Origin of the sequence: Anaerotardibacter muris (genome assembly GCF_943192915.1) — a bacterium.
GTDB lineage: Bacteria > Actinomycetota > Coriobacteriia > Coriobacteriales > Eggerthellaceae > Anaerotardibacter > Anaerotardibacter muris.
This window is the reverse complement of record NZ_CALPCD010000001.1, coordinates 443292-455346: the sequence shown is the minus strand read 5'-3', so window position 1 is coordinate 455346 and position 12055 is coordinate 443292. Positions and strand designations below refer to the sequence as shown.

Genomic DNA, 12055 nt, shown 5'->3' with positions numbered 1-12055 from the left:
TACACACCCTTTTCCGCGAACGGAAAACGGCCATCAAGCGGCCCTCTGGAACCGTTCGTGATCAGTTTGCGAATGACCCATAAATGACCTAGAAAGTCGCTGCCGAAGATGGCACAATGAAGACCTGAAAAACTTACGCTGGAGACGTCACATTAAGGAAGTAGCATATGGCATTCGTACACCTTCACAACCACACCGAATATTCGCTTCTCGATGGTGCAACGAAGGTTTACGACATGGTGAAACGCGCGGCTGAACTGGGCATGCCCGCAGTCGCTATCACCGACCACGGCGTTATGTCAGGTGTTCCCGAACTGGCTGACGCGTGTGATCGCGTGAAGGCCGAGACCGACATCTGGGTGAAGCCCATCTTCGGCTGCGAGGTCTACTTCACCACTGACTCCAGCCTTAAAAAAGAAGGCAAGCAGAAGCTTCATCATATGATCCTGTTGGCCAAGAACAACACGGGCTATCACAACATCGTGAAGCTGGTCAGCGAATCCCACGTGGACAACTTCTACTACCGTCCGCGCACCACCTTCGAGATGCTGGAGAAGTACTCCGAAGGCGTCATCGCCACCAGCGCGTGCATCGCAGGCATCATCCCGCGCTGCATCGACAATGGCCAGATCGACGAAGCTGTGGAATGGGCCAAGAAACTTTCTGCGCTCTACGAACCAGGCGATTTCTACATCGAATTGCAGGACCAGGGCATCACCACCAACGCGGGCATGTCCCAGCTGGAGATGAACCGCAAACTCACTGAAATCGCGAACCACCTGGGCCTGAAGACCATCGCCACCAACGACTTCCATTATCTTACGCAAGAAGACGCCAACGCGCAGGACGTCATGCTGTGCATCGGCACCAACCAGACCATCAACCAAGAAAAGCGCTTCAAGTTCCCCAACGACCAGTTCTACATGAAGACCGAAGAGGAGATGCGCGAGGCGCTGAAAGATTTCCCCGAGGCGTGCGATAACACCATCGAAGTTGCCGAAAAGTGCAACGTGGAGCTGGAGCGTGACCCTATCTTGCCGCGCTTCCCGCTGCCCGATGGCGAAACGGAAGATTCATGGTTCCGCAAGCGCGTGCAAGAAGGCCTGGTGAAACGCTACGGCGACCCCGTGCCCGAGCACGTGCAGAAGCAGGCGGACTACGAAATGCAGGTCATCATCGACCAAGGCTTCCCCGCTTACTTCCTCATCGTGCAGGAATACATCGAATGGGCGCGCAGCCAGGGCATCGGCGTTGGTCCGGGCCGTGGTTCTGCGGCAGGCGCTATCGTGGCGTATGCTATGGGCATCACCGACCTTGACCCGTTGCCCAACGGCCTCATGTTCGAGCGCTTCCTTTCCCCTGAACGCGTGGAGATGCCCGATATCGACGTCGACTTCGAACAGGGCAGGCGCGAAGAAGTTATCGACCATATCAAAGAAGTCTATGGCGAAGACCATGTTTCCCAGGTGATCACCTTCGGCACGCTGCAGGCCAAGAACGCCGTGCGCGATGCTGCCCGCGTGTTGGATTACCCGTACGCCACGGGCGACCGCATCTGCAAGATGATCGGCAACGAACTGGGCATCACCATCGACCAGGCACTGGAGAAGAACCCCGACCTGAAGAAAGCCTACGAAACCGAATCCGACGTGAAGCAGGTCATCGATGCGGCGAAATCCATCGAGGGCCACGTTCGCGGCGAAGGCGTGCACGCATGCGCTACCATCATCTGCCGCGATCCCATGAGCGACCACGTGCCCATGAAGCGCGACACCAAGGGCGGCGGCATCATCACCCAGTACGACGGTCACTACACGCCCGACCTGGGACTTCTGAAGATGGACTTCCTGGGTCTGCGAACCTTGGACGTGCTTTCCATCGCATGCCGCAACATCGAAGAGCGCTACGGCATCAAGATCGTTCCTGAAGAGATCCCCACCGACGACCAGAAGGCATTCGAGCTGATGCAGTCGGGCAACATGGATGGTCTGTTCCAGGTGGAAGGCCCGCTCTACGTTAGCTTGTTCAAGCGCCTGCCGCCGCGCCAATTCTCCGACGTTGTGGCATCCATCGCGCTCAATCGTCCGGGCCCGCTCGAGTCGGGCATGGTGGATGACTACGTGAAGGTGGCAAAGAACCCCGAGACCATCCATTATTACGACGACCGCCTGCGTCCCATCCTGGAGGAAACCTACGGCACCATGGTCTACCAGGAGCAGATCATGCAGATCTCCATGGTGATGAGCGGTTTTTCGGCGGGCAAATCTGACAAGCTGCGTAAGGCGATGGGCAAGAAGAAGCTCGACGTTATGCGCCAGCTGCAGGAAGATTGGAATTCTGGCGCAGTAGAGAACGGCTATTCGCTCGAGATCGCTCAGCGCATCTGGGCTGACGCTGAAAAGTTCGCGAAGTACGCATTCAACAAGTCGCATTCCGCGGCGTACGCCATCTTGGTCATGCGCACGGCATACCTGAAGGCGCATTACCCCAACGAATTCATGGCTGCGGTGCTGACCAGCTACATGGGCAGCAACGACAAGCTGATTCGCTACATTGCCAGCGCGAACCACAATGGCACCCCTGTGCTGCCGCCCGACATCAATTCCTCGAACATGGAATTCACCGCTATCGACAACGGCATCCGCTTCGGTCTGGCTGGCGTGCGTGGTGTTGGCGCGAAGGTGGTCCAAGAGATCATCAAGGAACGCGAAGAGAACGGCCCCTTCACGTCGTTGCACGACTTCGTGAATCGCGTGGATGCTAGCGCTTATAACCGCAAGACGCTCGAAGCGCTGATCAAGTCGGGCGCGTTTGATTCGACGGGCTACACGCGCAAGCAGCTGATGTACTTCATCGATGAAACGCCGCTGCTCGAAGAGGCAACCAAGCGTCAGAAAGATAAGTCCGCAGGTCAAGTGAGCATGTTCGACATGTTCGCGGATGATCCCGATGCTGGCTTCGTCCAAGAGATCCCCGAACCCAATGGCGTGGAGTGGGACAAGAAGACCTTGCTCACCTTCGAAAAAGAGATCTTGAAGATGTACGTTTCGGACCATCCGCTCAGCTCCTACGAAGGCTATCTTTCGAACATCAACAAATACACGATGACCGATCTTTCCGAACGCGATGAGAGTATCAAGCACATCAAGTGCGCGGGCCTTATCGCGGAAGTGAACACCCGCCGCACCAAGCGCGGCACGCTGATGGCGAACTTCATGCTGGAAGACCTGGCCGGTAGCATCGAGTGCGTGTGCTTCGATTATGAGAAGTTCGCTGAAGCGCTCGAAGAAGACGCGGTGGTGGTAGTGAAGGGCAAGTTCGAAGCCAGTGATCGCGCGAACCAGATAGTGGTCTACGAAGTGGAACGCTTGGAGCTTACCGAAGAGCAGCAGAACGTGAAGCCACTGTGCATGGAGCTGCAGGTGCAGTCGCGCGAGCTGAATGCCGTGGCTTCGTCGCGCTTGTTCGAGATATTGAACGGCCACCCTGGCAACGATCCTATCGTGCTGTTCGTCCAGCAAGCCGATGGCAATCGTATGCGCGCCGAGCTGCCCATGACCATCGATTCACGCAATCACAGTCTGAAGGCGAACTTGCACGACCTGTTCGGACGCGAGATTTGGAAAGCGTCCTAAGCACATGAGGATAGCGGCGTGGCTCACATATAACGGCGCACCGTTTTCGGGCTTCGCGCGTCAGAATGGTCAGCGCACAGTGCAAGGAAGCATCGAAGAAGCGCTTGAGCTGCTGTTCCATCGCGAAGTAGAGACCACGTGCGCGGGTCGCACCGATACGGGTGTGCATGCGCTGTGCCAGGTGGTTTCCTTCGACCTGCTGCCCGATGAGTGGTTTCGCCGCAAGCCCGACACGCTGTTGCGTTCGCTCAACGCGCTCACGCACGAGGCCATTTCATTTCGCGAAGTGCGCCCCATGCCAGAAGATTTCTCCGCGCGCTTTTCGGCCATGTCGCGCGAATACCACTATTACCTTTGCACGGACGATGCTCCGCCGCTGTTGATGGAGTCGTTCTGCTGGCACGTGGCCAAGCCGCTCGATATCGAGGCTATGCGCAACGCGGCCCACTATCTTATTGGCGAACACGACTTCAAGAGCTTCTGCATGGCAGTGTCCGCGAAGGGCAAGCCCACGAAGCGTTTCGTGAGCGAGGTCTCTTTCACCCAAGAGCAGATCTGGAATTCGAATTTCATCCGCATCCGCGTGGTGGGAAATGCGTTCCTGCACTCCATGGTGCGCACTATGGTGGGCACGTTAGCGCTGGTAGGCGCAGGGAAGCGTCCGCCTGAGTGGGTGAAGGAAGTGCTTGAGGCGCGTAACCGCCAAGCTGCGGGGCAGAATGCGCCAGCGCAGGGTTTGGTGCTGTGGAACGTGGTCTATCCCGAAGAGGATTTCTATTACGATCCGCGCCCGAGCGAACATCGCGGGGAAGTGGTCACCGAGCGTTCGCTTTCGGACGCCATCGAAGAGATAGCGCTGTTCGAGGCGGACACCGAAGAGCTGCCGCGCGTGCACGAACCTTCTGACAAGCAGAGCGGCAAAGGCGGTAAGCGCGCGAAGAAGGCTGTGAAGGCCGCCAAGGGAGCTAAAGCTACTAAAGCCGTCAAGAGCGCCGATAAGGAAGCGCGCGAAGTCAAGGCATCGCCATGGTCGAAATGGTGGCAGGAAAAGGAACATGCTCGCGAGATGGTGATCCCGCGCGGTCCGAACCTAGAAGGTGCAATGGTTGACCCCGTTGCGAGCGCTTCTGCACTGCCTGTGAACAAGGCTACTCAAGCCACAAAGCCGAAGGCGCAATCTGTGGTTCCCAGTGGCGCCGCGCATACTGAAGTGCCCGCAAAGGGCAAGAAGGCCGAGGAGCAACCAGCAGCGGCATCGAAAGCACCGAAAGCTTCCAAGAGCGCTAAAGCGAAGCAGCCGAACTCCTTTGCAGCCGAGCTCAAGCAAACGCTTCCTGGCTTCGATACTGAAGCGACCCAGGCAGATGGCGACTCCACCGAACCGCTGCCTACGCAATCACCCACGGTGCTCACTGCTGCTGGCGCCCGCGCCCGTCGCCGTGCCCGCGAAGCCAACCAGTAACAGATCAACAGATCTGGGACACAGGCAAACTGTCCCGTCAACAGATCGGGCAGATCGGGGGCGGAGGCAAAACTATCCCAGACGCCTTTGCCACCGCCCCCCAATTCATCCTCCCAAGCATCCTCCTAATCCATCCCTCAATCCGTTTCCCCCATCCATTTGCCGTACGTTCACCAGCTCGCGCCCTTAGCCGCGCTCCTGTGCGGGACTCGTTCGTCTTTTGCTATCTTTAACAGAACCCAAAACGGAGCGTGCGCGTGCGCGGACGCTTTGCGTTTTGTCTGCTTACCAAACCTGAATGGGGGATTCATGGCACAGCTTGCGAATGCAGCTCGCGATACGTGGTCTAGTAAATGGGCCTTCATCTTGGCAGCCGCCGCTTCTGCGGTGGGTCTGGGCAACCTTTGGCGCTTCCCGTACTTGGCAGCGAAATACGGCGGTGGCATGTTCTTGCTCACCTACCTGGTGCTGGTCTTCACGTTCGGCCTGTCGCTCTTGCTCGTAGAGATCGCACTTGGCCGCAAGACGCGCCAGTCCACCATCGGTGCGTTCAAGATGTTCGGCAAGAAGTATGCCTTCATCGGCATTCTGGCATCGCTGGTTCCCTTCATCATCACGCCGTATTACTGCGTGATCGGCGGCTGGGTGGCGAAGTTCGCAAGCGCCTATTTCTTCGATGCCCCAGCGGTCATCGGCGATGGCGGCGACTACTTCACGGGCTTCATCACCAGCAATTTCGAGTCGTACGTTTTCCTGTTCATCTTCATGTTCATCGTGTTCTTCGTGGTATCGCGCGGCGTTAAGGGCGGTATCGAGAAGGCGAACTTGGTGATGATGCCAGCGCTCATCATCATGACCATCGTGCTGGTCATCTACACCCTGTGCCAGCCTGGCGCGCTCGATGGCGCGGCATATTACCTCATCCCCGATTTCTCGGCATTCTCGCCTGAATTGGTGGTTGCGGCGCTTGGCCAGATGTTCTTCTCGCTCTCCATTGCTATGGGCATCATGGTCACTTATGGTTCCTACATGAAGCAGCGAGATGCACTCACCTCCAGCGCCATCCGCGTTGCAGGCTTTGACGTGGGCGTTTCGTTCCTGGCTGGCCTTATGATCGTACCTGCAGCTTTCGTTGCGCTCGGTACGCCCGATGCGGTCACGGAAAATTCTGGCCCAGGACTTATGTTCGTGGTGCTGCCGCAGATGTTCGCTACTTTTGGCGATTTCGCGCCCATCATTGGCGTGTGCTTCTTTTTGTTGGTAGTGTTCGCAGCACTCACTTCGGCAATCTCGCTTACCGAGACCTGCGTTTCCATCATGCATGACGGTGCGAAGTGTTCGCGCAAGAAGGCGATGGTCCTTACGTTTGCGATCATTGCGGTAGCGGCCGTGTTCGTGAACCTGGGCTACAACGGTCTTTCGTTCATCGAGCCGCTGGGCGAAGGCAGTTCGTTGCTGGACTTCTTCGACTTCGTTTCGAACACGGTCATGATGCCTATTGTTGCGTTCCTTACCTGTATCTTCGTAGGCTGGTGCATCAAGCCGAAGATCATCGAGGACGAGATCATGGTCTCCGCTCCGTTCAGGTGGCGCGCTGCATGGCGCATCATGATCAAGTACATCGCCCCGATCTTGATCGCCATCGTCTTCATCTCCTTCATCGCGCAATTCTTAGGATTTATGACCATCTAAATGTGGCAATGTGGCGGTAATCGGCTTGTCAATTGTTCGGATGTTTTTGCAGATAGAATTAGATTTGTGAGATTTTATAATATAGCTAAGAGTGTTATTGTTCGAGGCAATGGTCTGTTCTGAAGAATCGATGTTCGATGTCAAGCAGTCGATTTACGTTGTATGTCATTTGAGTACTTTCGAGGATAATGAGATAGCATGCTTTTGTATCTTGATTTGTATCTTTCAGCCAAAAGGAGGGCAGTATGACTTTGGCAGATCTGGCGCAGTTAATTCGCCATTACATGAAATATGTAATCGTTGTGCCAGTCATCTGCGCAATTGTCGCTGCACTTGCTTCGTTTGTTCTACCCCCCACGTATGTTGCGAAGGCAAGCTTATTGACTAACGGCGACATTGCTTTAGCTGGCGGGTTTGCTCAAAACGAAGCTGAGCTTTTTTCACAAAACGGAATTGAGGTTACCTCGACCACCTCAACGGCTTATCGAACAATTACTATAGAGGCTCAAGGCAGCGATTATGGCGGATGCATTGCAGCTGCAAATGCAACCGTAATCGCCGCAAGTGAAGATTACCGAAAGGCCAACAATCAAGCTTCAATAAGCACCAACGAGGCAGTAACTGCAGAGGATCAGTCAATAGGCCCAGCTAAAGCTGCCATTATGGGATTTATCGCGGCTTTTGTTGTGATGATTTGCGGTGTGATGATTTTTGATCTAGTGAAAGCACCTATCAAATCGCGTAAAGATATCGAAAATGTTTCCAGCCTTCCTATTTTAGGGTGTATACCGAACAGAGATCGAGGCGAACGATTGCTTGCTAATGTTCGTTTTTTGTCAGACGATCTCCCTTCTAATATTGCTATTGTTCCCGTCGGTTATACAGGTGCTACGCTTACTTGTGCTGAATTGGCTAGTGCGTTTGAAAATGCTCATATAGCTGCAACTCGGGTCAAGGGAAGTCCCCATGCACAGAGTTTAAACACCATCAACCTCCCAGAAATAGTGACATTGATAGAGTGTGCTCCAATCTCTGAAGGTGTTGGCGCGGTGTACATTGCAAAGGAAGCTGATATTACGATCTTGTGTGTATGCGAATGGCGAGATTCGAGGAAGACACTATCATCAGTCGTTGAAGAGCTCAAATTTGCAAAAGCCAGTATAGGTGGCATTGTTTTATTGACCGAAGGCCGTTTGGAAAACAGTAATGGGTAAGTCTTTTAGGTCGGTCAAGAACGGAGTATCTTTGTCGACAAACTCGAAAAACCAGGATTCTCCTATTGCTAAGCAAACAAGGGCTCAAGCTCAATCGGGCGAGCAACGCTTTTCTGTTCGCAGTGGATATGCGTATGAACTAGGAAATACTGATACGTTCAAACGGATTACTGAACTTGAAATTGCGATAGGTCCAAATCCTCTTGAGGGTCTTGAAAAAAAGAAGCTTTACTTTGCCCTAAAGCGCGTGGCGGATATTGCGTTCAGCGTTATTTTCTTTATCCTATTTTGGTGGTTATATGTTCTTGTTGCAATACTCGTAAAAATCGACGATCCCAAAGGCCCAGTTCTTTTTAAACAAACTCGTATTGGCAAAGACGGCAAGCCTTTTAAGATGTATAAGTTCAGATCGATGTGCGTAGACGCTGAACAACGACTAGGAGAACTGAAGGATCTAAACGAGAAAACTGGTCCTGTATTTAAAATTGCGGACGATCCGAGGATTACAAAGGTAGGGCGGTGGTTGCGAAAGCTTTCACTTGATGAACTTCCTCAGTTTTTTAATGTTTTAAAAGGTGATATTTCTATAGTGGGCCCACGCCCGGCTCTCCCAAACGAGGTGGCAACCTATACGCCTTATCAAAGACAGCGTTTGGCAGTAAAGCCAGGAATAACTTGCTATTGGCAAACTCGCCGCAATCGTGATTCGATTACGTTTGAAGAATGGGTTGATTTGGATTTGCTGTATATCAAAAACTGCAACGTGTGGGCTGATATAAAGTTAATCATTCAGACGGTCGGCGTGGTGATGACAGCGCAAGGGAGTTAGCGAATAGTGTTATGAAGGATAGTCAGAATGAAGACGCTTTCAAGACGATAGTTCTTGGCGCATCGGGCTTTATAGGAAAAAAGCTTATTGATCGACTTGGAGCAGATTCGCGTGTCTCTTTTTTAGCTGGAGGAAGCCGCAGAGATGCGAAAAAGGAAATTGGCACCAAGGCCCATTCATTAACTCTTGATTATCGTGACGAAGAATCACTAACACAGAGTTTTGCGCAGTTCGATATCGTCTTCGATGCTAGAGGGGCGGGCAACCCAGGAAGTTCTAATCGCTCCATACCTGAAGAGCTCCAGTTGATCCAAGACAACGCTCGAGTGATTGATGCCTGTAGTAACGCAGGAGTGAAGAAATATATTTTCTTGTCATCTGGCGGCGCAGTGTATGGGAAGGGACAAGAGCTTCTTAAGGAAACAGATGACGTCAATCCAATTACAACATACGGATTGGTGAAACTTACTACTGAGAAGTTGCTGCATCTGTATAATCAGCAAACTGGTTTGGATTATCGTATTGCGCGCCTCGCTAATCCATACGGTCCAGGACAGCGGACAAAAACTGGCCAAGGTGTAATCGCTGCATTTATTGACAGGGCATTATCTAACTCAAGTATAGAAATGTACGGCGATGGCAATGTGACCAGAGACTTTATTTACATTGATGATGCGGTTGACTGTTTAGTGGATATTGCCTTTTATGACGGAAAGCAGAAAATCTTTAATGTTGGGTCTGGGTCAGGAACGACGATAGGCGATTTGGCTCAAGAAATAATAAGGCTTACAGGTTCAAGTTCGAGAATTTCGTATAATAAAGGTAGGTCAGTCGACACTGAAGTGAATGTCTTAAGCATGCAGAGATACTTCGATGAAATAGGACAAAAGAAATTCAGGCTTTTAAACGACGGACTCATGGCAACTATTGAGTATTACAAAAGAGAGACTAGCTTACGTGATTAAGATTGCCTATATAGTCAATCGCTTTGTACCAGGAGGGTTGAAAACCTACCTCCTCTCGTATGTTTCAAAACTCAATAAAGATGAATTTGAGATTACCTTTATCACTTGTCAAAACAAAAACGAACCTGTTTCATACAAGGACCTCGATGAGCTCGGTGTAGAGGTTATAGAGCTTGCCTCTATAAAAAATCTACCGCTGTATTTGAGTCAGCTTTACAAAGTGCTTAAGCATCGAAGGTTTGATATTGTTCAAGCTTGCATGAATTCCCTAAATGTCTTTCCGCTGTTTATATCTAAATGTGCTGGAATTAAAAGACGAATAAGTTGCAATCTTAGCACCTCACATCCCAGCGAGAAATCGAATATGCTTAAAAACGTATTGAGAAGATTTGGGACCTGGGATGCAACTGATTATGTAGCGAATTCGAACTTATCGGCTAAATGGCTATTCGGGAAAAGAATCGATCAGGTGCGAGTTTTTCCGAATGCTATGAATTTGAAAAAATTCAAATTTGATAACGAAGCAAGAGAACAAACAAGAGAACGATTAGGATTGTCGGATTCTTTTGTAATTGGGACGGTTGCAAGATACTGCTACCAAAAGAACCATGAGACGTTAATTGATATTTTTCGCGATGTTCACGAAAAAGACAACTCGGCGCGCTTGCTTTTGGTCGGATGGGGAGAGCTAAAAGAAAAGGTTTTTGAGCAGATTCACTCATATGGACTTGATGAATTTGTGGTTGACCTGGGAGCAACTGAGGATTTGCCTGCGATATATTCCGCTTTGGATTGTTTTGTTTTGCCGTCATTTTACGAGGGATTACCAATAGTAGGCATAGAGGCTCAGGCTTCTGGCTGCCCGTGCATTTTCTCATCAGAAATAACCTCGGAAGTACAATTCGGACCAGAAGTAGACTTTATTCCGCTTGACAAAGAGCCCAGCCAATGGGCTTCCGCCGTCCTTTCTTTTAAGGGTGCTGAACGCTATAATTGCATACCCGAGTTAGAAAAAGAAGGATATGATTTGTCTACAGAGGCAAAGGTGCTCGAATCGTTTTATCGGGCATGATAAGGCAAGGTCCGCATGGCTAAAACAATTGTTCTCGCAACATGCTACGACAAAGTAAATTATGGTAGCCTTCTACAGGCTTACGCTACGCAAGCAGCGGTCGAGCAGATTGGCTTTACTCCCGTAACGATTGATAAAAGCGGGTTACAGGCTGAAATCGGTAAAAACCGCCGGGAATATTATGCTAGGCACCTTTTTGACATTGAGTTGTATCGCGCAAAGCTCGGCTACGTTTTTCATAGGATAAAACAAAAGGTTAACCCAAGTTTTGGGAAAAAAATGCAAGCTCGCCGAAATAAGTTTAAGGCTTTTGTAGAAGAGCACATTATTCTAGGCCCTCATTTTCTTTCTTTTGAAGAGTTGTCGAAATACTGCCAAAAGTTCGAAGATGTTGTAGTCGGAAGTGATCAGTTATGGCTCCCTGTAAATATTTCAGGTGATTTCTTTACTTTGTCATTTGTTCCAGACCCAGTAAAGAAGATATCGTATTCGACAAGTTTTGGTGTTTCGAAACTTCCTCCCAATTATATGAAGAAGGCAAAAGAGTTCTTAAAGAGCTATTATGCAATTTCTGTTAGAGAACAGAGTGGGTTGCGCATCATCGAAGATTTGGGGCTGGAAGCGACAGTTACTTGTGACCCAACTATGCTGATTGATAAAGATCAGTGGGCGCGTGTTTCTGACGAGTCTTATCCTGCTCCAGATAAACCATATATTTTCTGCTATTTATTAGGAGACAATATATGGCACAGGGAAGAAGTAAAGAGAATTTCCCAAGAGACTGGATATCCTATTTTGGCAATTAGCCATTGTGACGAGTATGTTGCATACGATGATAAGCAGTTTGCAGATTTTCAGCCATATGACGTTGGGCCCGCTCAGTGGCTTACTCTTTTAAGAAATGCAGCTTATGTATGTACAGACTCTTACCATGGAACGGTGTTCTCGATATTGTTCGAGCGGCCTTTCACTTCTTTCAGAAGACATAATAACCAAGGCTCGCAGTCCACTAATTCGCGCCTCGACACTCTCCTGAATCGTATGAACCTACAGGGTAGAATCTGTGAACATCCTGGACAGACCAGGTCGCATATAGACCATAAGATTGACCAAGAAGAGCTCTTGGAGCTGGTAGAGAACTATCGCGCTGAGTCGTATGAGTGGTTGCAACGCGCTCTAGATTAGG

General features: G+C 50.8%; 8 protein-coding genes. All 8 read left to right on the top strand.

All coding sequences use genetic code 11. The features are described 5' to 3' along the window. The first annotated feature begins 167 nt into the window (after window positions 1-167). The 8 genes from dnaE (at window position 168) to NFR25_RS01740 (ending at window position 12054) form a co-directional block, all read left to right on the top strand. The gene (dnaE, locus tag NFR25_RS01775) at window positions 168-3635 is read left to right on the top strand and encodes a DNA polymerase III subunit alpha (RefSeq protein ID WP_251197536.1); all 3468 of its coding nucleotides are present in this window, start codon (window positions 168-170) and stop codon (window positions 3633-3635) included. A gap of 4 nt (window positions 3636-3639) precedes the next feature. Then, complete coding sequence (truA, locus tag NFR25_RS01770) at window positions 3640-5097, top strand: tRNA pseudouridine(38-40) synthase TruA (RefSeq protein WP_251197535.1); 1458 nt, start codon at window positions 3640-3642, stop codon at window positions 5095-5097. Between the two features lie 309 nt (window positions 5098-5406). After that, window positions 5407-6789, top strand: a complete 1383-nt coding sequence (locus NFR25_RS01765; protein WP_251197534.1) for a sodium-dependent transporter — start codon at window positions 5407-5409, stop codon at window positions 6787-6789. 245 nt (window positions 6790-7034) lie between these two features. After that, window positions 7035-8003 carry a YveK family protein gene (locus tag NFR25_RS01760; protein ID WP_251197533.1) on the top strand — a complete coding sequence of 323 codons (969 nt, stop codon included), beginning with the start codon at window positions 7035-7037 and terminating at the stop codon, window positions 8001-8003. Between the two features lie 31 nt (window positions 8004-8034). After that, the gene (locus NFR25_RS01755) at window positions 8035-8832 is read left to right on the top strand and encodes a sugar transferase (RefSeq protein WP_251197532.1); all 798 of its coding nucleotides are present in this window, start codon (window positions 8035-8037) and stop codon (window positions 8830-8832) included. Between the two features lie 11 nt (window positions 8833-8843). Beyond that, entirely contained in the window at window positions 8844-9797 is a 954-nt protein-coding gene (locus NFR25_RS01750; protein WP_251197531.1) for an NAD-dependent epimerase/dehydratase family protein, read from the top strand. Then, window positions 9790-10869: a glycosyltransferase gene (locus NFR25_RS01745; protein ID WP_251197530.1), complete on the top strand. Its 1080-nt coding sequence runs from the start codon at window positions 9790-9792 to the stop codon at window positions 10867-10869. The genes NFR25_RS01750 and NFR25_RS01745 overlap by 8 nt, the downstream gene beginning before the upstream one ends. 15 nt (window positions 10870-10884) lie before the next feature. Next, on the top strand, window positions 10885-12054 hold the full coding sequence (locus tag NFR25_RS01740) for a polysaccharide pyruvyl transferase family protein (RefSeq protein WP_251197529.1): 1170 nt from the start codon (window positions 10885-10887) through the stop codon (window positions 12052-12054). Window position 12055 lies beyond the last annotated feature (1 nt).

Coding starts and splice junctions, on each gene's coding strand:
- NFR25_RS01750 (WP_251197531.1), top strand. CDS start 8,844: ATGAAGGATAGTCAGAATGAAGACGCTTTCAAGACGATAGTTCTTGGC.
- truA (WP_251197535.1), top strand. CDS start 3,640: ATGAGGATAGCGGCGTGGCTCACATATAACGGCGCACCGTTTTCGGGC.
- dnaE (WP_251197536.1), top strand. CDS start 168: ATGGCATTCGTACACCTTCACAACCACACCGAATATTCGCTTCTCGAT.
- NFR25_RS01740 (WP_251197529.1), top strand. CDS start 10,885: ATGGCTAAAACAATTGTTCTCGCAACATGCTACGACAAAGTAAATTAT.
- NFR25_RS01760 (WP_251197533.1), top strand. CDS start 7,035: ATGACTTTGGCAGATCTGGCGCAGTTAATTCGCCATTACATGAAATAT.
- NFR25_RS01765 (WP_251197534.1), top strand. CDS start 5,407: ATGGCACAGCTTGCGAATGCAGCTCGCGATACGTGGTCTAGTAAATGG.